Raw genomic sequence first — 26,138 nt, 5'->3', positions numbered from 1 at the left:
GCGCGGGAGGTGGGGCCGGTGTTCCTCGGCACCCATTCGCCGCGTCTCGACGACAAGGGACGACTGTTCCTGCCGGCGAAGTATCGCGAGGAGCTGTCGGGGGGATTGGTGATCACGAAGGGCCAGGAACGCTGCCTGTACGTCTTCCCTATGGCGGAGTTCCAACGGATTACCGAGGCCCTGCGTGCCGCACCGGTCACCGAGAAGGCCGTTCGCGGCTACAGCCGGGTCTTCTTCGCCAGCGCCTCCGACGAGGTCCCCGACAAGCAGGGCCGCGTCACGATTCCTCCGCCACTGCGCAAGTACGCGGGCCTCACCCGCGACTGCACGGTCATCGGCGCCAACACGCGACTGGAGATCTGGGACGCGCAGGCCTGGGAGGACTACCTGGAGCAGGAGGAGCAGATGTTCTCCGACATCTCGGAGGAGGTGTTGCCAGGGATCCTCTGAGATACGACTCGTCGGTCCGATGACCGGCTTTGGCCCACGTTCGGCCAGGTCTCCAGCCGCTCTCCGAGCCAGCTGGCGCAGCTTCCCCGGCGCCAGACGGCGACCCCCCGCGCTACCACGCGGTGTGCTTCCTCCAGGGCAGCGGATGGGGACCTGGCCGGGCGAGGCCGCCGGGGGGTTCGGAACGGTCGTCCGGCCCGGCGACGCCACGCAGTCCGCGAGCGAGGTGGCACCACAGGGGGTGGAGCATGGACGTGGGAGACCACGCGGCCACGGCCGGTCACGTACCGGTCATGCTCGGTCGCGTCCTGGAGATCCTCACCCCCGCCGTCGAGGCCGTCACCGGCCGCGACCCGGTGTACCTCGACGCCACCCTCGGCATGGGCGGTCACGCCGAGGCGATGCTCGGGACCGTTCCGCGGCTCCGACTCGTCGGCCTCGACCGCGACACCACCGCACTCGAACGCTCCGCGCGACGGCTCGCCCCGTTCGGCGACCGCGTGACGCTGGAGCACGCCGTCTACGACGAGATCCCGGCCGTTCTCGACCGGCTCGGAGTTCCCGCGGTGGACGCCGTCCTGTTCGACCTCGGCGTCTCGTCCCCGCAACTCGACGAGGCCGACCGCGGCTTCGCCTACTCCTATGACGCGCCGCTCGACATGCGGATGGACCGGACCCAGCGGCTCACCGCCGCCGAGGTCGTCAACGGCTACCCGCCCGCCGAGCTCGCCCGCATCCTGCGCGAGTACGGCGAGGAACGGTTCGCCCAGCGCATCGCCGCCGCGATCGTCCGCGAACGCGAGCGCGCACCGCTCGACTCCACCCGGCGCCTCGCCGACCTGGTGCGCACCTCCATTCCGGCCGCGACCCGCCGTACCGGCGGCAACCCGGCCAAGCGCACCTTCCAGGCGCTGCGCATCGAGGTGAACGGCGAGCTCGACATCTGGCGGCGGGCGCTGCCCGCCGCGCTCGACGCGCTCCCGGTCGGCGGCCGGGTCGCCGTCCTCGGCTACCACTCCCTCGAGGACCGCATCACCAAGCGGATCCTCGCCGCCCAGGCGGCCGACACGACTCCGCCGGAGCTACCCGTTCCGCTTCCCGAACACGAGCCGAGATTCCGGCTTCTAACACGCGGGGCGGAACTGCCGTCCGACGAGGAGACCACGACCAACCCACGGGCCGGATCGGTGCGGTTGCGCGCCGCCGAGCGGGTCCGGGAGGCGACATGACCACGACGACGAAGCGTCCGCCGGCCAAGGCGCCGAAGAAGAAGCCGCCCGCGCGGCGCACGCCCGCGAAGCCCGCGGCGCCCACACCCGCCAAGAGCACGAGGGCGAGCGCCGCGCCCAAAACCGGCGCCCCGAAGACCACCGGGCCGAAGAGCACCGGACCGAAGACCACCGGGCCGAAGACGACCGCCGCGAAGACCGCCGTGCCGAAGACCGGCGCGGTCAAGGTCGCCGCGACGGCCGCCACCGGGCGGAGCACGGCCCGACGCGCGCCCGCGCGGACACCGCCGCGCACACCGTTCGTGCTGCTCATCGTCGGGCTGCTCGGCGGCGCCCTGGTCAGCCTGCTGCTGCTCAACACCGTCCTCGCGAAGGACGCGTTCACGCTGACGCAGCTCCAGCAGAGCAACAAGCGCCTCGACCAGCAGCGGCAGGACTACGAGGAGGCCATCGCCCGCGCCGGCTCGCCGGCGAACCTGGCGCGGCAGGCCGAGCGGCTCGGGCTGGTCCGCAGTCCCCGGGGAGGGTGGTTCTTCTCCGGCAGCGGTCAGGCGAGCGGCGGCGCGCTGCGTCCCGTCCCGACCGACGCCATCGCGACGACGGGCGCCGCGGGCGTGATCGGCGTCCCCGGCACGGTGGTGCCGGGCGACGGGATGCCGCCCGCCGCCGGTCAGGGCGCGCGGTGACGAAACGGCCGGGACGCGGGACCGCGGGCCCTTCGGCCGGTCGGAAACGCGGCTCGGACGGCGCGGCACGGCCGGGCACCAAGGGCGGTGCCGCCCGTCGTCCCGCGCGCGGTGGCACGGTCCCGCCACCGCCCAAGGAGACACCGCCCACGAGGACGCCGCGCAAACCCAAGGAATCCAAGCCCAAGGAGACCAAACCCAGGGAGACCAGGCCCAAGGAGACGTCCCGTAAGCCCAGGGAGGCGCCGCGCAAGGCGGCCCGGGAGCAGAAGAAGCCGCCCGTGAAGAGCGCGCTTCCGACCGGCGCGCCCCCGAAGAGCGCGTCCGGGAAAGGCGCCATGGGGAAGGGCCGGCCGAACGGCACGGCGCGCGGTGGCCACGCCGCCAAGGCCGGGAACGGCGCGGGCGGACGTCGCGGCCCGGGAGGCGGTGGCCCGGGACGGCGACCCCCCGGCCGGGGCCCGCGCGCCCGCGCCCCCTTCCACCGGCGCGACCCGCTGAAGCGGCTGAACATCGGGCTCCTCGTCATCGCGTTCGTGCTGTCGCTGTTCGCCGGACGGCTCGTCCAGCTCCAGACGATCGAGTCCGGCAAGTACACCGAGCAGGCGATGCGGCAGCGGCTGCAGCGGATCGACCTGCCCGCGATCCGCGGCGACATCACCGACGCGCAGGGCCATCCGCTCGCGATGACCGTGGAGGCGCGGGCGATCTACGCCGACCCGTCCCTGATCAAGCCCGAGAAGCGGCAGCCCATCGTCAACGCGCTGGCTCCGACGCTCGGCCTGAACCCCGCGACGCTGATGCAGAAGATCAGCAAGACCGGGACCCGGTTCGTGTACCTCGCGCACGGGGTCCGGCCCGACCAGGCCCGGCTGATCGCCTCATGGAACTTCCTCGGCATCGGGACATGGCCGGAGTACCGCCGCGAATATCCCAACGATTCGCTGGCCGCGGGCGTCATAGGGTTCGTGAACGACACGGGGAACGGCGCCGCCGGCCTGGAGAGCTCGATGAACGACGTGCTCGCCGGCCGCGACGGGCGGCAGTGGGTCGAGATCAGCCCCGAAGGCCAGCACATCCCCATGGGCAAGGACCAGAAGCGTCCGTCCGTGCCCGGCCGTGACCTGCGGCTCACGCTCCAGCGCGACCTGCAGTTCATGGCGCAGCAGGCGCTGGAGAGGCAGGTCAGGGCGTCGAAGGCGAAGAGCGGCAGCGTCATCGTCATGGAACCGCGGACCGGCAGGCTGCTCGCCATGGCGTCGGCGCCCGGGTTCGACCCGAACCGCTACGCCGAGTCGGACCGCCGCCTGTGGGGCAGCCCCCTGGTGCAGGAGGCGTACGAGCCGGGCAGCACCGGCAAGGTCGTCACGGCGGCCGCCGTCATGGAGCACGGCGGCGTCACCCCGCAGACGCCCTACACCGTCCCCGACCGGATCAAGAAGTACGACACCGTGTTCGGCGACTCCCACCGCCATCCGACCGAGCGGCTCACCTTCGCCGGGGTCCTCGCCACGTCCAGCAACGTCGGCACCATCCTGGCCAGCCAGACCATCTCGTCCCAGCGGCTCTACGGGACGCTGCGCGAGTTCGGGTTCGGCAGCAGGACCGGGCTGCCGCTGCCCGGCGAGACCGCCGGGCTGCTGAAACCGCCGTCCCAGTGGTCGGGCACCGACCACTACTCGATCGCGTTCGGGCAGACCCTGTCGGTGAACGCGGTGCAGATGGCGAGCGTCTACGCGACCATCGCCAACGGCGGCGTCCGCGTGGCGCCGACCCTCGTCGCGGGCACCGTCGGCGAGGACGACAGGTTCACGCCCGCGCCCGCACCCGAGCGCAGACAGGTGATCAGCGCGAAGACGGCCCGGCAGATCAGCGACATGTTGGAGGGCGTCACGACCGAGGAGGGCACGGCCCCCAAGGCGCAGATCCCCGGGTACCGGGTCGCGGGCAAGACCGGCACCGCGCAGATGGTCAATCCGCGCTGCGGCTGCTACAAGGGCGGCGGCTACATCGCGTCGTTCGCGGGGTTCGCCCCGGCGGACGATCCGCGGTTGGTCGTCCAGGTCGTCCTTCGCGACCCCCAGCGGGGCAGCCACTATGGTGGCGATGCGGCGGCCCCGGTCTTCCGGGACGTGATGGGCTTCGCCCTGCGGTCCCAGAAGATCCCGCCGACGGGGAGTCGACCGCCGACCGTCCAGATCCACGCGCGAGACTGATCGCAGCGAGTACTCTCCTCGCCTGTGAGTCCACCACGACCCTTGTACCAGCAGCCCCGTTCCGTTCGCAGTGAAAGAAACGTCATGCGTCCCACGACCAATCCGGCCCGTCCGCTGAGCGGGCTCGCGGCGCTTCTCGGGATCGAGCGCCGCGGCTGGGACGAGGTGTCGGCGACGGGCATCACGCACGACTCGCGGGCGGTGCTGCCCGGCGACGTCTACGCGGCGCTGCCCGGCGCCCGCGCGCACGGCGCCCAGTTCGCCGCGCAGGCCGCGGAGGCGGGCGCCACGGCGATCCTCACCGACACCGCCGGGTACGACCGGGCCGCGGCGACGGGCCTGCCGGTGCTGGTGGTGGCGGACGTCCGGGCGCAGCTCGGCGACGCCGCGTCATGGGTGTACGGGGAGCCGGGACGCGACATCACGATGATCGGCGTCACCGGCACCAGCGGCAAGACCACCACGGTGTTCCTGCTGGAGGCCGCCCTGCGCGCCGCCGGGATCGAGACCGGCCTGGTCGGCGGTGTCGAGATCCGCGTGGGCGGCGACCGGGTGCCGAGCGCGTTGACCACGCCGGAGGCGACCGACCTGCACGCGCTGCTGGCGATGATGCGCGAGCGGGGCGTCGGCGCCGCCGCGATGGAGGTGTCGAGCCACGCGCTGAAGCAGGGCCGGGTCGGCGGCGTCACCTACGAGGTCGCGGTGTTCACGAACCTGTCCCAGGACCACCTGGACTACCACCCGACCATGCAGGACTACTTCCTCACCAAGGCCCGGCTGTTCACCCCCGAGTACTCGCGGGTCGGCGTCGTCAACCTGGACGACCACCACGGCCGTGAGCTGCTGGAGATCGCGACGGTGCCGACGACGACGTTCTCGGCGTCCGGCGACCCGGCTGCGGACTGGCGGGTCGAGAACGTGCGGGTCGGCGCCGACGGCAGCGTGTTCCGCGTGGTCGGGCCCGGCGGCATCGAGGCGGACGGCGAGGTCCGGCTCGCCGGGCCGTTCAACGTCGCCAACGCGCTCGCCGCGATCGTGGCGCTGGTCGAGGCGGGCATCCCGTTGCAGTCCGCGGTGCGCGGGGTCGCGTCCCTGCCCGGCGTCCCCGGCAGGCTGGAACGGGTGGACGAGGGCCAGGAGTTCGTCACCCTGGTCGACTACTCCCACAAGCCCGGCGCGGTCGAGGCCGTCCTGAACGCGCTGCGGCCCGTCACCGAGGGCGAGTTGACGATCGTGCTCGGCTGCGGCGGCGACCGCGACCGCGGCAAACGACCGCTGATGGGGGAGGCCGCCGCCCGGCTGGCCGACCGCGCGTACTTCACCGACGACAACCCGAGGTCGGAAGATCCGCTCGCGATCCTCGCCGCTATGGTCGAGGGCGGGCTGAAGGTGCCGCGACGTGAACGGGCGCGCATCGTGGTGGAACCCGACCGGGCCGCCGCGATCGCGCTGGCCGTCGACCGCGCCCGCCGCGGCGACGTGCTCGTCATCGCGGGCAAGGGCCATGAGCAGGGCCAGAACGTGGCGGGGGTGGTCCACCCGTTCGACGACCGCGAGGTCGTCCGGGAGGCGCTCCGGCAGCGAACAAAAGGGACAAGAGGGGACGGGACTGAGGCGTGATCCCACTTCCGCCGTCGACGATCGCGGAGATCACGGGAGGCACCCTCCACGGGCCTCCGGACGTCATGGTGAACGGTCCCGTGGTCATCGACTCCCGCGCGGTGGAGCCCGGGGCGCTGTTCGCGGCGCTGAAGGGCGAACGCGCGGACGGGCATGACTTCGCTCCGGCCGCCCTCGCGGCCGGAGCCGCCGCCGTCCTGGCGCAACGTCCGCCGGAGGGGCCCGTGGACGGGCCGTTCGTGGTCGTGGACGACGTCCAGGCGGCGCTCGGACGGCTCGCCAGGGGAGTGCTGGAGCGGCTGCCGGACGTGACCGTCATCGCCGTCACCGGCTCGGCGGGCAAGACGTCCACCAAGGACCTCGTCGGGCAGGTCGTGGGCCGCGCCGGACCGACCGTCTTCCCGCCCGGCTCGTTCAACAACGAGATCGGGCTGCCGCTCACCGTGCTGCGCGCCGACGCCTCGACCCGCCATCTCGTCCTGGAGATGGGCGCCCGCGGCATCGGCCACATCGCCTACCTGACCGGCATCGCCCGTCCCGACGTCGGGATGGTGCTGAACGTCGGCACCGCGCACGTCGGGGAGTTCGGCGGCCGGGAGAACATCGCCCGCGCCAAGGGCGAGATCGTGGAGGCGGTGCCGCCGGGCGGGACCGCCGTCCTCAACGCCGACGACCCGCTCGTCGCCGCCATGGCGTCCCGCACGCGGGCCGAGGTGGTGACGTTCGGACGGTCCCCGGACGCCGCCGTCCGCGCCGAGGCGGAGACCCTCGACGAGCAGGGCCGGGCCGCGTTCACGCTCGTCACGCCGGAGGGGTCCGCGCCGGTCACGCTGCGCCTGCACGGCGCGCAGGCCGTGCTCAACGCGCTGGCCGCCGCCGCGGCGGCGCGCGCCGCCGGGATGGCGCTGGACGACGTCGCCGCGGGCCTGTCGGCCGCGACGCCGGTGAGCCGGTGGCGGATGGAGGTCACCGAGCGGGCCGACGGCGTGACGGTGGTGAACGACGCCTACAACGCCAACCCCGACTCGATGCGCGCCGCGCTGGACCTGCTCGTCCACCTGTCCGGCGACGAACCGGGCGGTGGGCGACGTCGCCGGGCGTACGCGGTCTTGGGGGAAATGGCCGAACTAGGGGACTCGTCCGCGGCGGAACATGCCAGGATCGGGGAGCATGCCGCGCGGAGCGGGATCGCCGGCCTCGTCGTCGTCGGCGCGAACGCGGCGGCGACGGCGGACGGGGCACGGCGGGTGAGGTCATGGACGGGAGAGTGCGTGCAGGTGGATGACGTCGGCGCGGCGGTGACCGCGATCGGCGAGCGGCTCGCGCCGCGCGATGTGGTGCTGGTGAAGGCCTCCCGCGTGGCCGGGCTGGAACGGGTCGCCGCGGCGATCCTCGCGGAGGACGCCCGATGACCAACATCATCCTCGCGGCCGGGGTCGCGTTGATCTTCGTGATGGTCGGCACCCCGGTGTGGATCCGGATCGTGAACCGGCTCGGCTACGGCCAGATGATCCGGGACGAGGGCCCCGAGGCGCACCTCACCAAGCGCGGCACGCCGACGATGGGCGGGACGGTCTTCATCGTCGGCTCGCTCGTCGGCTACGCGGCCGCGCACCTGGTCACCGGGACCGAACCGACGATCTCCGGCGTCCTGGTGCTGTTCCTGATGACCGGCCTCGGACTCGTCGGGTTCGTGGACGACTACATCAAGGTGTTCAAGCAGCGCAGCCTCGGCCTGCGCAGCGGCGCCAAGATGATCGGCATCATCCTGGTCGGGGTGGTGTTCGCGGTCGCGTCCCTCAACTTCCCCAACGGCTACGACATCACCCCCGCCGACCCCCACCTGTCCTTCCTCCGTGACTTCGGCCCCTCGATCGGCCCCTACCTGTTCGTGGTGTGGGCGCTGCTGCTCATCGCCGCCATGTCCAACGGCGTGAACCTGACCGACGGGCTCGACGGCCTCGCGGCGGGCCCCGCCGGCATGGTCCTGGCCGCCTACGTCATCATCGGGAACTGGCAGCTGCGCAACAGCTGCACCGACTTCGCCCTCGCCCCCAACTGCTACAGCGTCCGCGACCCCCTCGACCTCGCGGTGGTCGCCGCGGCCGTGCTCGGCGGCGTGTTCGGGTTCCTGTGGTGGAACGCCCCGCCCGCGAAGATCTTCATGGGCGACACCGGCTCGCTGGCCCTCGGCGGCGTGCTGGTCGGTCTCGCGATCCTCACCCGTACCCAGTTCCTGCTCGCGATCCTGTGCGGGCTGATCGTGATGATCACCCTGTCGGTGATCATCCAGGTGGGCGGGTTCAAGATGACCAAGAAGCGGGTGTTCAAGATGGCCCCGCTCCAGCACCACTTCGAGCTGTCCGGCTGGGCCGAGACCACGATCGTCGTGCGGTTCTGGCTGATGTCCGCGCTGTTCGTCGCGATCGGCATCGGGCTGTTCTATCTGGAATGGATGCCGAAGAAATGAGCGAACGCCGCTGGGACGGCCGGTCGGTGTGCGTCGCCGGGCTGGGCGTGTCCGGTCGCGCCGCCGCCCGTGTGCTCGCCGGACGCGGCGCCCGCGTCACCGCCGTGGACGCCCGCGACGGCGCGGACCAGCGGGCGCTCGCCGCCGAGCTGGAGGCCCTCGGGGTCACGGTCCGGCTCGGCGACGGCGAGACCCTGCCGGACGGCACCGACCTGGTGGTGACCTCGCCGGGCTGGCGGCCGGACGTGCCGCTGCTCGCCGCGGCCGCCGCCAAGGGCATCGAGATCATCGGCGAGGTGGAGCTGGCCTGGCGGCTGCGTCCCGCCGACGGCGCCGCGCCGTGGCTGGCGATCACCGGGACGGACGGCAAGACCACCGTCGTCCGGATGCTGGCGTGCATGCTCACCGCCGCCGGGCACAAGGCCCTCGCCGTCGGGAACGTGGGCACGCCCATCGTGGAGGCGGTGACCGGCCCCTACGACGTGCTGGCGGTCGAGCTGTCGAGCTACCAGCTGCACTGGTCCGGCTCGCTGCGGCCGTTCGCGTCCACGGTGCTGAACGTCGCGCCCGACCACCTCGACTGGCACGGCTCCATGGACGCCTACGTCGCCGCCAAGTCCGGGATCTTCGCACCGGGTTGCGTCGCCGTGTACAACGCCGACGACGCGACGTCCACGGCCCTCGCCGAACGCGCCGAGGGCGTCGACCGGCGCGCCGGGTTCACGCTCTCGGTGCCGCGTCCCGGTGAACTCGGCGTCGTCGAGGACCTGCTCGTCGACCGGGCGTTCACGGCCTCGGCGAACGAGGCCGCCGAACTCGCGGCGCTCGACGACGTCCACCCGTTCGCGCCGCACAACGTCGCCAACGCGCTCGCCGCCGCGGGCCTCGCCCGCGCGTACGGGGTGCCGCCGGAGGCGGTCCGCGAGGGGCTGCGCGCGTTCGTGCCCGAACCGCACCGCATCCAGCACGTCGCGGACGTCGACGGCGTCACCTACGTCAACGACTCCAAGGCCACCCAGCCGCACGCCGCCGCCGCGTCCCTGGCCGCCTACGAACCCGTCGTGTGGATCGCGGGCGGCCTCCTCAAGGGCCTGGACGTCGACGACCTCGTCCGCTCGTGCGCGCCGCGGCTGCGCGGCGTCGTGCTGATGGGACGCGACCGGCACCGGCTCGCCGAGGCACTCGGGCGACACGCGCCGGATGTCCCCGTCGTCGACGTCCCCGACACCGACACTGGGGCCATGGACCGCGTCGTCAACGAAGCCTCCGCCCTCGCCCGCCCCGGCGACACCGTGCTGCTCGCGCCCGTCGGGGCCTCCTTCGACATGTTCACCGACTATCCGGCGCGCGGCAACGCCTTCATCGCCGCCGTCGGGCGCCTCGCCGCCGGAAACGCCGGCTAGCCGTGACCGCCGCGGCCGAGGAAGGGGGCGGCCGGCGTTCGGGACCGCGGGAGCAGGTGGTCGCCGCCGTCGGGCTGCTCGATCGTCCCCTCACCTCCTACTACCTGGTGCTGGGCTGCTCGGTGATGCTGCTCGCGCTGGGCCTGACCATGGTGCTGTCGGCGTCCAGCGTCAAGCAGCTCCAGGCGACCGGGTCGGCCTACACCCTGTTCCAGAAACAGGCGATGTGGATGGCGATCGGGCTGCCCGGCATGTGGCTGGCGTCCCGGCTGCCGGTGCGGACGTTCCGCGCGCTGGCCTACCCGCTGCTGCTGCTGTCGGTGCTCGCGCTGGCCCTGGTGCTGGTCCCCGGGCTCGGCCGCAGCGCGGGCGGCGCCACCCGCTGGGTCGATCTCGGGCCGGTGCAGATCCAGCCGTCCGAACTCGCCAAGCTCGCGCTGGTGCTGTGGGGCGCCGACCTGCTGGCCCGCAAGGACCGCCTCGGGCAGCTCACCGAGTGGCGGCCGCTGCTCGTCCCGCTGATGCCCGGCGCGGGCGTGCTGGTCCTGCTGGTGATGCTGGGCAGCGACCTCGGCACCACGCTGGTGCTGCTCACCATCTTCCTGGCGCTGCTGTGGGTCGTCGGTGCGCCCGGACGGCTGTTCGTCGGCATCGCCGGGCTGGTGTGCCTGCTGGTGTCGATCCTCATCGTCGTGGAGCCGTACCGGATGCAGCGGCTCACCGGGTTCCTCGACCCGTCCGGCAACCAGCTCACCACCAACTACCAGGGCACGCAGGGGCTGTTCGCGGTCGCGTCCGGCGGCTTGTTCGGCACGGGGCTCGGCGAGGGACGCGCCAAGTGGGACTACCTGCCGCACGCCGAGACCGACTTCATCTTCGCGATCGTGGGGGAGGAGTTCGGGCTGGTCGGCACCCTCGTCGTCCTCGGCATGTTCGGGCTCCTCGCCTACGCGGGCCTGCGCATCGCCCGCCGGGTGAAGGACCCCTTCACCCGGCTGGCCGCCGCCGGGGCCACGGCATGGCTGGTCGTGCAGGCCATCGTGAACATGGGCGCCGTCATCGGCGTCCTACCGATCACCGGGATCCCGCTGCCCCTGGTGTCCTACGGCGGTTCGGCGCTCATTCCGAGCCTGTTCGCCCTCGGGATGCTGCTCGCGTTCGCCAAACGCGAGCCCGGCGCGCGGCAGGCACTCTCCGCGCGGGGCCCCGGACCGGTCGTGAGGGCTCTAAGCTGGCTTGGTCTGGCACGGCGTTGAAAATCCTTCCCCCCTTCGAACAGCTGAGGAGTTGTCAACGAGCATGAGGGTTGTCCTGGCCGGCGGCGGCACCGCCGGACACATCGAGCCCGCCCTGGCTCTCGCGGACGCGCTGCGCCGGGGCGATCCCGACGTCGGGATCGTCTGCCTCGGCACGGAGCGGGGACTGGAGACCCGCCTCGTCCCGCAGCGCGGCTACGAGCTCGCCCTGATCCCGCCGGTGCCGCTGCCGCGCACGCTGACCCCGCAGCTGCTGTCGGTCCCCGGTCGGCTGCGCGGCGCGATCAACGCGGCGGCGGCGGTGCTCGACCAGGCCCGGGCCGACATCCTGGTCGGGTTCGGCGGCTATGTCGCGACCCCCGGCTACCTGGCCGCGCGCAAGCGGAAGGTGCCGATCATCGTCCACGAGGCCAACCCCAAGCCGGGCCTGGCCAACAAGCTCGGCGCCCGCTTCACCGAGCACGTCGCGGTGTCGCACGCCGACTCGCCGCTGCCGAACGCCACGTTCGTCGGCATCCCGCTGCGCCGGGAGATCGCCGCGCTCGACCGGCTCGCGATGGGCGACAAGGCCCGCTCGTACTTCGGGCTGCTGCCCGACCTGCCCACCCTGCTGATCTTCGGCGGCTCGCAGGGCGCGCGCTCGCTCAACCAGGCCGCCGTGGCGGCCGCGCCGTACTTCCGGCAGGCGGGCATCCAGGTGCTGCACATCGTCGGGCCGAAGAACACCGAGGAGCCCGAGCCGGCGACCGGCGGCCCGCAGTACGTCACGATCCCGTACTGCGACCGGATGGACCTCGCCTACGCCGCCGCCGACATGGCGATGTGCCGGGCGGGCGCGATGACCTGCGCGGAACTGGCGGCCGTGGGGCTGCCCGCGGTGTACGTGCCGCTGCCGATCGGCAACGGCGAGCAGCGCCTGAACGCCCAGCCGATCGTGGCGGGCGGCGGCGGCCTGCTCGTCGACAACGCCGAGCTGTCCGCCGACTGGATCGCGCGGAACCTGCTGCCGGTGCTGGCCGACCCGGCGCGCGTCGCGCACATGTCGGAGGCCGCCGGGAAGATGGGGCGGCGGGACGCCGACGTCGCGCTCGCGCGGATGGTGCACGACGTGGTCCGCTCCGCGGGCGCCGGCCGATGAGCCTGATCGATCCACGCGAGGTCGTGCCCGCCGGAGATCTCGGCCGGGTCCACTTCATCGCGATCGGGGGGGCGGGGATGTCCGGCATCGCCCGCATCATGCTGCGCCGCGGCCTCACCGTGTCCGGTAGCGACGCGCGCGACTCAGAGCTGCTCGCCCAGCTCGGCGACCTCGGCGCCAAGGTCTTCGTCGGGCACGACGCCGCGCACGTCGGCGACGCCGACACGGTGGTGGTGTCCACCGCGATCCGCGACACCAACCCCGAACTGGTCGCCGCCCGGGAACGCGGCCTGCGCGTCCTGCACCGCTCCGCCGCGCTCGCGTCGCTGATGGCGGGGCGCCGCGCGGTCGCGGTCGCCGGAACCCACGGCAAGACCACCACGACGTCGATGCTCACGGTCGCGCTCCAGCACGCGGACGCCGACCCGTCCTACTGCATCGGCGGGCAGCTCGTCACCACCGGCCTCGGCGCCGACGAGGGCACCGGCGACGTGTTCGTCGCGGAGGCCGACGAGAGCGACGGCTCGTTCCTGATGTACACGCCGCACGTCGCCGTCGTCACCAACGTCGAGGCCGACCATCTCGACAACTACGGCGGCTTCGACCGGGTGAAGGAGAACTTCGCCAAGTTCGTCGACCGCGTCGAACCCGGCGGGACGCTCGTGGCGTGCGCCGACGACCCGGTCGCGATGGAACTGGCCGGACGGGCGCGGGCCCGGGGCCTCACCGTCCGGACGTACGGGGAGGGCGAGGGCGCCGACCTGCGCGTCACCGGATTCACCCCGCGCGGTCTCGGTTCCCGGTTCGAGATCGAGGGGAGCGGCGAGATCACGCTCGGCGTCCCCGGACGGCACAACGCGATCAACGCCGCCGCCGTCGTCGCGGTCACGCGCGCGCTCGGCGTGGACGACGCGCCCGTCCGCGCGGGCCTGGCCGCCTTCGGCGGCGCGATGCGGCGGCTGGAGCGCAAGGGCGAGGCGGGCGGCGTCGAGGTGTTCGACAGCTACGCCCACCATCCGACGGAGTTGACCGCCGACCTGGAGGCCACCCGCGACTACCTCGGCGAGAAGGGCGGGGACGGGCGGATCGTCGCGGTGTTCCAGCCGCACCTGTACAGCCGCACCCGGTTCTTCGCCGCCGAGTTCGGCGCGGCGCTCGGCCTCGCCGACACCGCCGTCGTCCTCGACGTCTACGGCGCGCGGGAGGACCCGGAGCCCGGTGTGACGGGCGCGCTGGTCGCCGACGCCGTCCCCACCGGCACCCGGTCGGTGTACGTGCCCGTCCGGGACGAGGCGCCCGGTGTCGCCGCGTCGCACGCCCGGCCGGGCGACGTCGTCATCACACTCGGCGCCGGGGACGTGACGGAACTCGGCCCCCTCGTCCTGGAGCGACTCGCCGGATCGTGAACGGGCCGGGGTGACACGCCGCCGGCCGGACGGTCGGCGGCGCGCGGGCGGATCGCTGCCAAGCTGAGGTCATGACCGAGACGGGGACGAGCCTGCCCGCGGCGGACGCGGACCCGGCGGACGAGCCGCGCCGCCGTCCGAACCGGTGGAAGGCGGTCCTGGTCACCCTGCTCATCCTGGGTGCGCTCGGCGCCGTGACGTGGGTGCTGCTCGGCTCCCGCCTGCTGGTCGTCCGGCATGTCGAGGTGACGGGCTCCGCGCTGGCGCCCCGCGACCGGATCGTCGCCGCCGCCGGGGTCGACCTCGGCACGCCGATGGCGCGGCTCGGGACCGGAGCGGTCCGGGAACGGGTCGAGCGGCTCAGGGAGGTCGAGTCCGCCGAGGTCGAACGGGACTGGCCGGGCACGGTGCGCATCGTCGTCCGGGAACGGGTGCCCGTGGCCGTGGTGGAACGGGGCGGCCGGTACCACCAGGTCGACCGGCACGGCGTCGTCGTCGCCGACGGCGAGTCGCGCCCGGCGGGACTTCCGACGCTGACGGTCGCCTCGCCCGGACCGTCCGACCGGACGTCCCTCGCGGCGCTCGCCGTCCTGTCCGGCCTGCCGGAACAGATGCGCGGGAAGCTGAGCGAGGTCGCGGCGACCGAACCCGACACCGTCACCCTTCACCTGAGAGGCGGCCAGACGGTGGTGTGGGGCGCAGACGAACGGGCATACGAGAAGATCCGGCTCCTGGAGGCTCTGTGGCGGACCGCGGAAGGACGTGCCGTCCGTACCGTGGACGTCAGTTCACCCGACGTCCTCAAGACGAAGTGAGCGATCGTTCGGGTCCGGTGCGTGTGTCGCGGCGAATCCGGCCGTGTGATGGGGCACGCTTGAACGGTCGGCCCGGACGGACGGGTCGGCGGGCGTTCCGGCGGAACGACCGTTGGACGAACCGGTGGGAGGGCGGATGGCGACGGACGCCGTGACGGACGCCGTGACGGACGCTGCGCCGAGCGGAGTCAGAGGCCCTTCGCCAACCTGGGCAAATCCGTGCCCAGTGCGACACGCCGGGAGGTTAGTTGACCCTGGCCGTAAGGCCGCCCTACTGTCCGTATCAGTCCTCAGGTTGACATAACTGTAAGCCTCAAGTTGAGGGTGAGGGTTCGGGAAACCGGTCTTCCCGGCCGGTCCGGCTCGGGCTCGGCCCAGAAGTGCACACAGGTCAGGAAATACCGCGGCGGCGGGTCGGCAGACCCGGCAGGGCGGTCGGAGAGAGCGGAAAGGCCCCTCGTCGTGGCAGCACCGCAGAACTACCTCGCGGTCATCAAGGTCGTCGGCATCGGCGGCGGCGGCGTCAACGCCGTCAACCGGATGATCGAAGAGGGACTCAAGGGCGTCGAGTTCATCGCGATCAACACGGACGCCCAGGCGCTGCTGATGAGTGACGCCGACGTGAAACTGGACGTGGGCCGCGAGCTCACCCGGGGACTCGGCGCCGGCGCCAACCCCGATGTCGGCCGTAAGGCCGCCGAGGACCACCGAGAGGAGATCGAGGAGGTCCTCAAGGGCGCCGACATGGTGTTCGTCACCGCCGGAGAGGGCGGCGGCACCGGCACCGGCGGCGCGCCCGTGGTCGCCAACATCGCCCGCTCGCTCGGCGCCCTGACGATCGGCGTGGTCACCCGCCCGTTCAGCTTCGAGGGCAAGCGCCGCGCCATGCAGGCCGAGGCGGGCATCGAGACGCTGCGCGACGAGGTCGACACCCTCATCGTCATCCCCAACGACCGGCTGCTGTCCATCTCCGACCGCCAGGTCAGCGTGCTGGACGCGTTCAAGGCCGCCGACCAGGTGCTGCTGTCCGGTGTCCAGGGCATCACCGACCTGATCACCACGCCCGGCCTGATCAACCTGGACTTCGCCGACGTCAAGTCCGTCATGTCGGGCGCCGGGTCGGCGCTGATGGGCATCGGCTCCGCCCGCGGCGACGACCGCTCGGTCGCCGCCGCCGAGATGGCGATCTCCAGCCCGCTGCTGGAGGCCAGCATCGACGGCGCCCACGGCGTGCTGCTGTCCATCTCCGGCGGCTCCGACCTCGGCCTGTTCGAGATCAACGAGGCGGCGCAGCTGGTGTCCAACGCCGCCGCGCCCGACGCCAACATCATCTTCGGCGCGGTCATCGACGACGCGCTCGGCGACGAGGTCCGGGTCACGGTGATCGCGGCCGGGTTCGACGAGGGCCGGCCCGCCCGGTCGGGCCCCGAGCCGGAGAGCAGGCGACTGCCCCCGCCGCCGCGTCCCGGGCCGCCGCCGGTGTCCACGCCGTCCACGCCCACCTCCCCGCAGGCCAACCCGATCCCCAGCCGTGTCGGCCGGTCGGACGCCGCGCACCAGTCCGCGCACCAGTCCGGGCACCAGTCGTCCCAGCGGCCGGGCGCCCAGCAGTCGGTGGCGCAGGCCGCCGCGGCTCCCGCCGCCACCGCCCCGGCGTCCGCCGCGCCGGCCCCGCCGCAGCGGCACGACGGCGACCGGGCGCAGTCGCCCCCGCCGGCCCGGCCGCAGGGGCAGGACGACCGGTCCGTCGCCGGACGCGACGAGCCCGCGCGGCCGGAGGGCCCGCCGCCCCCGGCACCGCAGCCGGGTCCGCCGCCCGCCGACCGCGATCCCACCGGATCGGGCGCCGACACCGGCGGTTCGCGCGCGCCCGCGCCGCGCCCGCCGTCCGACCAGACCCCCTCCCGCGTGCACGCGGGGGAGAACGACGGCGGCCCCGCCTCGTCCGGGCAGCGCCGCCGTCCCGTCGTGTTCGACGAGGACGACGACCTCGACGTCCCCGACTTCCTGAAGTGATCACCGCCGTCGCCCTGGGCGACGGCGTCGGCGCCGCCTTCACCGGCCGCGCCGGTGGCGTGAGCACCGCCCCCTACGACTCCCTCAACCTCGGCGGCGCGGTCGGCGACGACCCCGCCGCCGTCCACGACAACCGGCGCCGCGCCGCCGCCGCGCTCGGCCTCGACCCCGCCCGCACCGTCTGGATGCGGCAGGTGCACGGCGCCGACGTCGCGTACGTCACCTCCCCCGAGTCCCCCGGCGCGGTCGACGCGACCGTCACGACCGTTCCCGGCATCGCCCTCGGCGTCCTCGTCGCCGACTGCGCGCCCGTCCTGCTCGCCGACCCCGTCGCCGGGATCGTCGGCGCCGCCCACTCCGGCCGTCCCGGCACCGCCGCGGGAGTCGTCCCGGCCCTGCTGAAGGCGATGTGCGAACGCGGCGCCGACCCCGCGCGGATGACCGCCGCGATCGGCCCCGCCGCGTGCGGCCGCTGCTACGAGGTCCCGGCCGGCATGCGGGACGACGTCGCCGCCGTCGTCCCCGCCGCGTACGCGACCACGTCCGCGGGCACGCCCGGCCTCGACATCCGCGCGGGCGTCGTCGAGCAGCTCGCCGCGGGCGGCGTCACCGGCGCCCATGTCGATCCGCGCTGCACCATCGAGGACCCGGACCTCTTCTCCTACCGGCGCGACGGCCGCACCGGCCGCTTCGCCGGGTTCGTCTGGCTCAGGGAGGACTCGTGACCCACGACGATCCGGAGAAGCGCCGCGCCGAGATCGCCGAGGGCGTCGCCGCCGTCCGCGCCCGCGTCGCCGCCGCCTGCGCCGCCGCCGGACGGAACGAGGACGAGATCACGCTGATCGCGGTCACCAAGACCTTTCCCGCCTCCGATGTGCGGCTGCTGGCCGGGCTCGGCCTCACCGAGGTCGGCGAGAACCGTGACCAGGAGGCGCGGCCGAAGGCCGCCGAATGCGCCGACCTCCCGCTGACCTGGCACTTCGTCGGACGCCTCCAGACCAACAAGGCCCGGGCCGTCGCCGGGTACGCCGATGTCGTCCACTCGGTCGACCGGCCGAGACTGGTCTCCGCGCTGTCGGACGCCGCCGTCCGCGCGGGCCGCACCCTGCGCTGTCTCGTCCAGGTCTCTCTGGACGAGGCGGCGCCCGGCGAAGCGGCCGGGAAACAGGGACGCGGCGGCGCCGCCCCGGCCGAGGTGCCGCGGCTCGCCGACGAGATCGCCGGGGCGGACGGTCTGGAGCTCGGCGGCGTGATGGCGGTCGCGCCGCTCGGCGCGGACCCGCTGCCCGCCTTCACCGAACTCGCCGCGATCGCGGCGGATCTGCGAGGGAACCATCCGGATGCCCGGATCGTCTCTGCGGGTATGAGCGGCGATCTGGAACAGGCCATCGCGTGCGGCGCGACACACCTGCGGGTCGGTACGGCGTTGCTCGGCGGCCGACGGGCAATCGTCAGGTAATGTCCCCCCAGTGGTACCCGTCGCTACGCGGGCCCGCCACGATCAGTCCGACGAACGGCGCCGGACGCGCCCGGGGCCGCGACCACAGGACAGGGAGGGACGTATGGCCAGCGCGATGCGCAAGATGGCGGTCTACCTCGGCCTTGTGGAGGACGATCGGTACGACGACAAGTACGGCGACTACGACGAATACGACGCCTACGACGAGGACCTCGACACCGGGCAGGGCCGTCGCCGCGAGGACGAATCCGGCGGTCAGCTTACCCGAGCCGAGGACGCGACGGACAGCGAACGTGACCATCACTCCGCGTCGACGATCGAGCGACGTTCCGTGGCGCTGTACGAGTCCGGTACCACCGACCTTGCGCGCATCACTACGCTGCACCCTAGGACCTACAACGAGGCGCGGACCATCGGAGAGCACTTCAGGGAGGGCACGCCGGTGATCATGAATCTGACCGAGATGGTCGACAGCGACGCCAAGCGTCTGGTCGACTTCGCGGCAGGTCTCGTGTTCGGCCTCCATGGGAGCATCGAGCGTGTTACGAACAAGGTGTTCCTGTTGTCGCCCGCCAACGTGGAGGTGACGGCGGAGGACAAGGCTCGGATGGCCGAACGAGGGTTCTTCAACCAGAGCTGAGACCCGGAGATGCGCGAGAGTCGGATGCGAGAGTACCCGTGAGTATCGTTGGAACCGTGCTGCAGGTGATCCTGTACTTCTTCCTCCTGTTCCTGATCGGGAGGTTGATCCTGGAGGTCCTGCAGTCGTTCGCCCGGCAGTGGAAGCCGACCGGGGTTGTTCTGGTGATCGCCGAAGCGACGTACACCGTCACCGATCCGCCACTGAAATTCCTGAGGCGCTTCATCCCGCCCATACGACTGGGTAACGTTGCGCTGGACCTCAGCTTCACCGTGCTCATCCTTGTGGTCTGGGTCTTGATCATCTTCGTGCAGAGGCTCTGATCGGATACCGTCCTTTGGGACAGACTCCAAGCGCGCCAAGGAGACGAACATGCCGCTGACACCCGCCGACGTGCGGAACAAGCAGTTCAGTACCACCAGGCTGAGGCCGGGGTACGACGAGGAGGAGGTGGACGCCTTCCTCGACGATGTCGAGGCCGAGCTGGACCGCCTCATCCAGGAGAACGAGGAACTGCGGGCCAAGCTCGCCGAGTGCCTGCGCGGCAAGGTTCCCGCCATGGCCGCCCCCATCGTGGAGCCGAAGCCGGACGTCCAGAAGATCCCCGAGCCTCCCCGCCCCGAGCCGCAGCCGCAGCCCGAGCCGGAGCCCGCCCTCGGCGGCCTCGGCGGCATGGCCCCCGCGCCCTCCGGCGAGGACAACATGGACACCGCGGCCCGCGTCCTCGCGCTCGCGCAGCAGACCGCCGACCAGGCGATCGCCGACGCCCGCCGGGAGGCCGACGAGACCCTGGGCCGCGCCCGCCGCGAGGCCGAGGAGATCCTCGGCAAGGCCCGCCGGCAGGCCGACCAGATCGTCAGCGAGGCCCGGTCCCGCGCCGAGGCCCTCGACCGCGACGCGCAGGAGCGGCACCGCCAGGTCATGGGGTCGCTCGTGCAGCAGCGCGAGGAGCTCGAGCGCGAGGTCGACAACCTGCGCGCCTTCGAGCGGGAGTACCGCAGCCGCCTGAAGGTGTACCTGGAAGGGCAGTTGCGCGACCTCGAGGCGGGCAGCACCGAGACCGGCGCGTTCGCCGCCGTCCCCGGCGCGGCCCCCACGCAGTCGCCGGGATCCCCCCAGACCGGTCCGCAGCCCACCCTGCAGCACGGCGAGAACCGCAACGGCGCCACCGCGGGAGCCGCCCCCGGCACGTTCTCCGCGCCCGCCGAGCACGCCCAGCAGGTGCAGCACTCCGCGACCGGCGCGTTCCACGCGGGCGGCGGCGACAACCCGCCGCACGACCGGCGCTGAGACCGGCGCCGCCGCGAGTAAGGTCTTCCCGAACGCCGCGCCGGGGATGGCACCAGCCGCCATCCCGGCGGCGGGGGGAGTCCGGTCGGGGTCGTCCGGCGATGGAGCCGGGTGGTCGGAACGAGTGGGAGAGACCCTGTGATCATCCTGAGTGGACTTCTCGTGGTGGCGGCCATCGGCCTGCTGGTAGCGGGAATCGTCGCCGGCAACGGTGACAACGCCCAGGTGTTCGGCCAGTTCGACGCGCTGTACGTGATCTACCTTTCGATCGCCGTCAGCGTCGTCGCCGCACTGTGCCTGGCCATCGGAGTGTTCCTGCGTCGCAGGGAGCTCTTCGGTCCGGGAGTCGCCGCGCCGCCCGCCCGCAAGCGCGGGACGTCCAAGAAGGACAGGCGCGCGAAGTCCACCCCGCCCGCACCGGGCGTGTACGTTCCGGCCGAGACGAAGGTTCCGGCGCTCGGCCCGGCGGACGACGAGACGACGCCGCTCGCCCCGGCGGTGGACGTCCCCCCGGACGCGCTGGTGTTCGTGGTCCGCGGACGCAGGCGCTACCACCTCGACACCTGTCGCCAACTCGCCGGCCGCGAGACGGAGGAGCTCACCCACGCCGAGGCCACGGAGGAGGGGTTCAGCCCCTGTACCGCCTGTATGCCCGACACCGCACTGGCGGCGCGCGCCGCGGCGTCGGCACCCGCGTCCACCGACGCGGGCAGGGCGGCGGGGGCCGGGACCACCCCTCCACGGCCCGGCGGTGAGCGTTCCGGCGGCGGCCTCGCGGGTCTCGCCCATCCGGCGCCGACCGGCCCGAAACCGGACAGGTCCCCGGGAAGCGAACCCTCGCAGGACGTGAGAGCGTGGCCCGCCACGGGTCAGCCGGCCGGAACGTTCGAGAGCACCGCCGAGATCCCGCGGACGGACCAGCACGCCGCGCCCAAGCCGGCCACTCCACCGCCCTCTCCGGCGGGCCCCACCCTCACCGACATGCCCGTCGCCGGTCTGGTCGCCCCGCAGAAGACCGGACCCGCAGGCAAAGAGCCGGACGACGCGTCCGCGCCCGAACCCGCGGAGTCCCGCGACTCCGGCGCCGGGGACGCCGCCGCGTCGAAGGCCGGCGAGCGGGAGCCGACACCGGACGCCGCCGAGCCCACCGCGAAGCCCGTCACCGAGCCCACCGCGAAGCCCGTCACCGAGCCCACCGCGAAGCCCGCCACCGAGTCCGTCGCCAAGCCTGCCGCCGAGTCCGCCGCCGTGCCCACCAGCGAGCCGGCCGACGAAGACCTGCAGGTTCGCATCCTCAGCGGGACCAAGCGATACCACCGCGTCGACTGCGCCCTCATCGCGGACATCGGCGACGAGGCCGACGACCTCGAGGGCCTGTCCCGCGCCGAGGCCAAGGCCCGCGGGTGCACGCCCTGCCTCGTCTGCCAGCCCGACCGCGAGCCCGCCCGCTGATCGACCCGGCCCGTCCCCGGGTCAGTGGTCGCGCCGCCGCGCGTCGCGCAGCTCCTGTAGCCGTTCACGCCGCGCGTCGCGCGCTTCGTGGAGTTCCGTGTGGGCCTCGCCGTGCCGCGCCCCGTGCAGCCGGTGCCGGTCGCGGCGCCCGCCCTTGTCGTCGACGGCCTTGCGCTTGACGGACACGCCGCCGAACAGCAGCGTCCCCGTCACCCGGATCACGGGCGCGTCCGGGTCGGTCGTGTCGTCCTCCGGTAGATCGTTCCCGCCGAAGATCGCCGTGTTGGACGCGATGACCCGGACACCCGGCGGCACGATCATGTTCACGCCGCCGAACACGCAGTTGACGTTGATCGTGACCTCACCGGCGCTGAGGACCGCCTGCCGGAAGTCCAAATCCGCGCCGCCGAACACGCAGGTCACGTTGGTGGTCGGCTCGACCAGCCAGCGGCCCTTCCGCGCCACCCCGCTGAAGATCGCGACAAGGTTGGGCGACTGCGCCGGAGGGGGCGCCGGCACCGGGTCGGCCGGCAGCGGCTCCACCACGGGCCGGGGCGCCTCCTGCGACGGCAGATCGCTCAGGACCGGCGCCAGTTCGGCGTACGTCTTCGCCCTGTACACCGCGTCGATGCGCTCGGCGTGCTCCTCCGGCGTGATGCGCCCCTCCGCGAGGGCCTCGCGGAGACGGTCGGCGACCTGGTCGCGGTCGGCGTCCGACGCGCGCAGGTGCGCGCCGGACGGCTCCGCCGGGACTCCGGACTCGGAAGACTTTTCGGGAAGGTCCACCCATTAATCATTGCAGCGCCGCCCCAGGTCGGCGACCCCCTTCCGGGGGTCGCCGAAGGGGCCGCCGTCAGGCGCCGGCCTTGCGAAGGTGGTAGGTGAGACCCAGTTCCTCGTCGTGGTTCGTCCTCACGTCGTCCAGATCGTGGGGACGCCCTTCGTTGACCGCGTGGGCGAGGACCTCAGCGGCCAGCTCGGGGGTGTGGGCGCGCAGGGCCTCGGCGAGGTCGGTGCCGGTGGCCTCCCACCACAGGTCGATCCGGTCGGTGACCTCCAGCCCGGCGGCCTTGCGGCCCTCCTGGACGAGACGGATCGCCTCACGGACCAGTCCGGCGCGGCGCAGCTCCGGGGTGACGGTCAGGTCGAGCGCGACGGTCTCGCCCGCGGCGCTCTCCACCGCCCAGCCGCTGCGCGGACGCTCGGTGACGATCACGTCGTCGGACGTGAGGGTCACCACGCCGAGCCCCGCGGCCTCGACCTTGGCGAAGCCGTCCTCGCGGAGGGCGTGGACGAGCCGCGCCGGGTCGGCGGCCGTGACGGCCTTGGCGACCGCCGGAGTGTCCTTGGCATAGGTCTTGCCGAGCCCCCGGAAGTTCGGCTTCACCTCGTATTCGACGAGGTCGCCGCCGATGGACGACAGTTCCTCGAAGCCGAGGACGTTGAGTTCCTCGGAGATCTGCGCGCGGAGCTGGTCGGGCAGCGCGGACCAGCCCGCGGCGCCGACGAGGGCCCGGCCGAGGGGCTGGCGGGTGCGGACGCCGCTCGTGGCGCGGGCGGAGCGGCCGAGTTCGACCAGGCGCCGGACGAGGGCCATCTGCGCGGTCAGGGTGTCGTCGAGGAGGGCCTCGTCGGCGGACGGCCAGTCGGCGAGGTGCACCGACTCGGGGCCGTCGGCCGGGCGGATGACGTCCCACACGTGGTCGGTGATGAACGGCACGATCGGCGCCATCAGTCGGGTGAGGGTCTCCAGGCACTCGTAGAGGGTCGCGAAGGCGGCCGAACCGTCCGGGGTCCGCGGGCCCTCCCAGAAGCGGCGGCGGGAACGGCGCACGTACCAGTTGGACAGGTCGTCGACGAACCGTGCGAGGCTCCGGCCCGCGCGCGCCGTGTCGAACTCCTCCAGGGCGGCGTCGACCTCACGGACGGTGCGGTGCAGTTCGGCGAGGGCCCAGCGGTCCAGGAGGGGCCGGTCGGCCGGTGCGGGCGCCTCCGCGAGACGGTCGGGCGTCCAGGCCCGGCCCTGGGCCTCCGCGGCGTTGGCGTACAGGACGAAGAACGACGCGGTGTTCCAGTAGGTGAGGAGGACCTTGCGGACGATCTCTTCCAGGGCGGTGTGGCCGACGCGGCGGGACGCCCAGGGCAGGCCCCCCGCGGCCATGAACCAGCGCACCGCGTCGGCGCCGTGCTCGTCCATCAGGGGGATGGGCCGCAGGACGTTCCCGAGGTGCTTGCTCATCTTCCGGCCGTCCTCGGCGAGGATCAGCCCGAGACAGACGACGTTCTCGTAGGACGACCGGTCGAACACGAGCGTCCCGACGGCCATCAGGGAGTAGAACCAGCCGCGTGTCTGGTCCTGGGCCTCGCAGATGTACTGGGCGGGGTAGGAGTTCTCGAAGACCTCGTTGTTGCGGTGGGGCGCGCCCCACTGCGCGAACGGCATCGAGCCGGAGTCGTACCAGGCGTCGATGACGTCGGGCACGCGCCGCGCCTCCGCCCCGCACGTCTCCGAGCCCGCGTCTCCGACCCGGGCAGGGCAGGGGAACGTGACGTCGTCGACGTAGGGGCGGTGGGGGTCGAGGCCGGACATGTCGCGCCCGGCGAGGTCGCCGAGTTCCTTGAGCGAGCCGACACAGGTGACGTGGTCCTCGTGCTCGCCGCACACCCACAGGGGGAGCGGGGTGCCCCAGTAGCGGCTGCGGGACAGCGACCAGTCGACGTTGTTGCGCAGCCATTCCCCGTATCGGCCGTGCTTCACCGTCTCCGGGTACCAGTTGGTCTTCTCGTTCTCCTCCAGCAGCCGGTCCTTGATCTGCGTGGTGCGGATGTACCAGGCGGGGAGCGCGTAGTAGAGCAGCGCCGTGTGGCAGCGCCAGCAGTGCGGGTAGCTGTGCTCGAAGTGCCCGCCGCGGAACAGCAGCCCGCGTGCGCGCAGGTCGTCGGTGAGCGGTTCGTCGGCGTCCTTGAAGAACCTGTTGCCGACCATGGGCACGTCCCGCAGGAAACGGCCGTCCGGTCCGATGGGGTTGACGATCGGCATGCCGTAGCGCTTGCAGACGGCCATGTCGTCGCCACCGAACGCGGGGGCCTGGTGGACGAGGCCCGTACCGTCCTCGACGGTGACGTAGTCGCCCAGGACGACGTAGTGCGCGTCCGGGATCTCCACCAGGTCGAACGGGCGCCGGTAGGCGGTGCGTTCGAGTTCGGTGCCCTGGTAGGCGGCGAGCCGCTCGGCGCCGTCCCCGAGGACCTGGTCGAGGAGCGGCTCGGCCACGACGAGGACCTCGTCGGACCCGGCCGGGCGGGCGGCGACGTAGGTGACGTCGGGGTGGACGGCCACGGCGGTGTTGGACACCAGCGTCCACGGCGTCGTCGTCCAGATGAGCAGCGCCGCGCCCAGTTCCGCCAGCGGACCGGACGTGACGGGCATCCGCACGTACACCGACGGGCTGGACACCGTCTCGTACGCGCCGGGCTGCCCCAGTTCGTGGTCGGACAGGCCGGTGCCGCAGCGCGGGCAGTACGGCGTGATGCGGTAGTCGCGGAACAGCAGACCCTTGTCGAACACCTGCTTCAAGGACCACCAGACAGCCTCGACGTACTCGGCGTCCATGGTCCGGTACGCCTGGTCGGTGTTGACCCAGTAGCCCATGCGTTCGGTCATCTCCTCGAACGCGTCCACATGGCGCAGGACCGATTCGCGGCAGCGGGCGTTGAACTCCGCGACGCCGTACTCCTCGATGTCCTTCTTGCCGGTGAGGCCGAGTTCCTTCTCCACGGCCACCTCGACGGGCAGCCCGTGGCAGTCCCAGCCCGCCTTGCGGGGGACGTGGTAGCCCTTCATGGTCTTGAACCGCGGGAAGACGTCCTTGAACACGCGGGCCTCGACGTGGTGGACGCCCGGCATGCCGTTCGCGGTCGGCGGGCCTTCGTAGAACACCCAGCGGGGCCCGGACGCGGTGCGCTCCAGCGACCGCTCGAAGACCTTGCCCTCCTGCCAGCGGCGCAGCATGTCCCGCTCGAGGGCGGGCAGATCGACCTGCGCGGGCAGCGGACGGAAACCTCGGCTCACGATGGCGGACCTCCGGAACGACGTGACACGGTTCGTTGACCGAAGGGACGAGGCGCGCGGCCCCGCGGTACCACCCTCCTTGACCGGGCCCGAGGGCACGGTCCGCTTCGTTGGAGTCTCGGCTGCCGGTTCTACTGGGCCCGGAACGACGTCCCGGGCGGTTCCTCCGGCGGCTCCGGGGTGATCGACCGCCGGGCTCGCCCCCGGGCTCGCACCGTCCCCGGGTCGCTCATGGCTGCGTACGGCGGCAGGTGTCCCCATCAGCGCCTGCCGACACCACTACTGGTCCGACTGTAACGCACGCGGGCGGCGCGCTCTTCCCGAAATTCCGCCCGCGCGCGGGCTCGCCGGGTCGTGCCGTTCCTTTGCGATCTCCTGCGCGGACCGGGGGTTTCCCGGCGTTCGGCGACGGGGCATAAGCGGTCGGTAACGCGGCCCAGGTGGTTTGCCGCTCCTGAGAAAGGGGACTTATGCTGCCCGCACTGCCCGTCGAGGCGATCAGCGCGAAGGGGGCCGACAT

General features: G+C 72.8%; 21 protein-coding genes. 19 read left to right on the top strand and 2 right to left on the bottom strand.

Annotation, left to right across the window (positions count from 1 at the left end; all coding sequences use genetic code 11):
* Window positions 1-18: 18 nt before the first annotated feature.
* From mraZ to BZB76_RS14685, 19 genes are all read left to right on the top strand, one after another.
* Window positions 19-450, top strand: coding sequence for a division/cell wall cluster transcriptional repressor MraZ (gene mraZ, locus BZB76_RS14780; protein WP_121435487.1), 432 nt, complete (start codon window positions 19-21; stop codon window positions 448-450).
* Between the two features lie 248 nt (window positions 451-698).
* Window positions 699-1,679, top strand: a complete 981-nt coding sequence (gene rsmH / locus BZB76_RS14775; RefSeq protein ID WP_121434943.1) for a 16S rRNA (cytosine(1402)-N(4))-methyltransferase RsmH — start codon at window positions 699-701, stop codon at window positions 1,677-1,679.
* Window positions 1,676-2,365: a cell division protein FtsL gene (gene ftsL / locus BZB76_RS14770; protein ID WP_121434942.1), complete on the top strand. Its 690-nt coding sequence runs from the start codon at window positions 1,676-1,678 to the stop codon at window positions 2,363-2,365. Before rsmH ends, ftsL begins: the two co-directional genes overlap by 4 nt.
* Window positions 2,362-4,581 (top strand): peptidoglycan D,D-transpeptidase FtsI family protein, encoded by a 2,220-nt coding sequence (locus BZB76_RS14760; RefSeq protein WP_246006954.1) that lies wholly within the window; start codon window positions 2,362-2,364, stop codon window positions 4,579-4,581. The genes ftsL and BZB76_RS14760 overlap by 4 nt, the downstream gene beginning before the upstream one ends.
* Before the next feature lie 84 nt (window positions 4,582-4,665).
* Window positions 4,666-6,201 (top strand): UDP-N-acetylmuramoyl-L-alanyl-D-glutamate--2,6-diaminopimelate ligase, encoded by a 1,536-nt coding sequence (locus BZB76_RS14755; protein WP_121434941.1) that lies wholly within the window; start codon window positions 4,666-4,668, stop codon window positions 6,199-6,201.
* Window positions 6,198-7,613: a UDP-N-acetylmuramoyl-tripeptide--D-alanyl-D-alanine ligase gene (locus tag BZB76_RS14750; RefSeq protein WP_121434940.1), complete on the top strand. Its 1,416-nt coding sequence runs from the start codon at window positions 6,198-6,200 to the stop codon at window positions 7,611-7,613. Before BZB76_RS14755 ends, BZB76_RS14750 begins: the two co-directional genes overlap by 4 nt.
* The gene (mraY, locus tag BZB76_RS14745) at window positions 7,610-8,671 is read left to right on the top strand and encodes a phospho-N-acetylmuramoyl-pentapeptide-transferase (protein ID WP_121434939.1); all 1,062 of its coding nucleotides are present in this window, start codon (window positions 7,610-7,612) and stop codon (window positions 8,669-8,671) included. Before BZB76_RS14750 ends, mraY begins: the two co-directional genes overlap by 4 nt.
* Complete coding sequence (gene murD, locus BZB76_RS14740) at window positions 8,668-10,074, top strand: UDP-N-acetylmuramoyl-L-alanine--D-glutamate ligase (protein ID WP_170180639.1); 1,407 nt, start codon at window positions 8,668-8,670, stop codon at window positions 10,072-10,074. Before mraY ends, murD begins: the two co-directional genes overlap by 4 nt.
* 2 nt (window positions 10,075-10,076) lie before the next feature.
* A complete protein-coding gene (gene ftsW, locus BZB76_RS14735; protein ID WP_121434937.1) occupies window positions 10,077-11,330 on the top strand; it encodes a putative lipid II flippase FtsW in 1,254 nt (417 codons plus the stop codon).
* 43 nt (window positions 11,331-11,373) lie between these two features.
* Window positions 11,374-12,468 (top strand): undecaprenyldiphospho-muramoylpentapeptide beta-N-acetylglucosaminyltransferase, encoded by a 1,095-nt coding sequence (gene murG, locus BZB76_RS14730; protein ID WP_121434936.1) that lies wholly within the window; start codon window positions 11,374-11,376, stop codon window positions 12,466-12,468.
* Window positions 12,465-13,874, top strand: a complete 1,410-nt coding sequence (gene murC / locus BZB76_RS14725) for a UDP-N-acetylmuramate--L-alanine ligase (RefSeq protein WP_121434935.1) — start codon at window positions 12,465-12,467, stop codon at window positions 13,872-13,874. Before murG ends, murC begins: the two co-directional genes overlap by 4 nt.
* 71 nt (window positions 13,875-13,945) lie before the next feature.
* The gene (locus BZB76_RS14720; protein WP_121434934.1) at window positions 13,946-14,689 is read left to right on the top strand and encodes a cell division protein FtsQ/DivIB; all 744 of its coding nucleotides are present in this window, start codon (window positions 13,946-13,948) and stop codon (window positions 14,687-14,689) included.
* A gap of 462 nt (window positions 14,690-15,151) precedes the next feature.
* Window positions 15,152-16,705 carry a cell division protein FtsZ gene (ftsZ, locus tag BZB76_RS14715; protein ID WP_121434933.1) on the top strand — a complete coding sequence of 518 codons (1,554 nt, stop codon included), beginning with the start codon at window positions 15,152-15,154 and terminating at the stop codon, window positions 16,703-16,705.
* Entirely contained in the window at window positions 16,702-17,430 is a 729-nt protein-coding gene (gene pgeF, locus BZB76_RS14710) for a peptidoglycan editing factor PgeF (protein ID WP_121434932.1), read from the top strand. Before ftsZ ends, pgeF begins: the two co-directional genes overlap by 4 nt.
* Window positions 17,427-18,164: a YggS family pyridoxal phosphate-dependent enzyme gene (locus BZB76_RS14705; RefSeq protein WP_170180638.1), complete on the top strand. Its 738-nt coding sequence runs from the start codon at window positions 17,427-17,429 to the stop codon at window positions 18,162-18,164. Before pgeF ends, BZB76_RS14705 begins: the two co-directional genes overlap by 4 nt.
* Window positions 18,165-18,267: 103 nt before the next feature.
* The gene (locus BZB76_RS14700) at window positions 18,268-18,804 is read left to right on the top strand and encodes a cell division protein SepF (RefSeq protein WP_121434931.1); all 537 of its coding nucleotides are present in this window, start codon (window positions 18,268-18,270) and stop codon (window positions 18,802-18,804) included.
* A 38-nt stretch (window positions 18,805-18,842) separates the two neighbouring features.
* Complete coding sequence (locus BZB76_RS14695) at window positions 18,843-19,127, top strand: YggT family protein (RefSeq protein ID WP_117399162.1); 285 nt, start codon at window positions 18,843-18,845, stop codon at window positions 19,125-19,127.
* A gap of 49 nt (window positions 19,128-19,176) precedes the next feature.
* The gene (locus tag BZB76_RS14690; protein WP_121434930.1) at window positions 19,177-20,094 is read left to right on the top strand and encodes a DivIVA domain-containing protein; all 918 of its coding nucleotides are present in this window, start codon (window positions 19,177-19,179) and stop codon (window positions 20,092-20,094) included.
* Between the two features lie 138 nt (window positions 20,095-20,232).
* On the top strand, window positions 20,233-21,546 hold the full coding sequence (locus BZB76_RS14685; protein WP_121434929.1) for a hypothetical protein: 1,314 nt from the start codon (window positions 20,233-20,235) through the stop codon (window positions 21,544-21,546).
* A 21-nt stretch (window positions 21,547-21,567) separates the two neighbouring features.
* Here BZB76_RS14685 and BZB76_RS14680 read toward each other — a convergent pair whose 3' ends face one another.
* Entirely contained in the window at window positions 21,568-22,332 is a 765-nt protein-coding gene (locus BZB76_RS14680; protein WP_121434928.1) for a DUF1707 SHOCT-like domain-containing protein, read from the bottom strand.
* Window positions 22,333-22,399: 67 nt separating this feature from the next.
* Window positions 22,400-25,618, bottom strand: coding sequence for an isoleucine--tRNA ligase (ileS, locus tag BZB76_RS14675; RefSeq protein WP_121435484.1), 3,219 nt, complete (start codon window positions 25,616-25,618; stop codon window positions 22,400-22,402).
* Between the last annotated feature and the right edge of the window lie 520 nt (window positions 25,619-26,138).

The organism is Actinomadura pelletieri DSM 43383, from assembly GCF_003634705.1.
Lineage (GTDB): Bacteria > Actinomycetota > Actinomycetes > Streptosporangiales > Streptosporangiaceae > Spirillospora > Spirillospora pelletieri.
The sequence above is the reverse complement of the archived record's forward strand: the minus strand, read 5'-3'. Positions and strand labels throughout refer to the sequence as shown.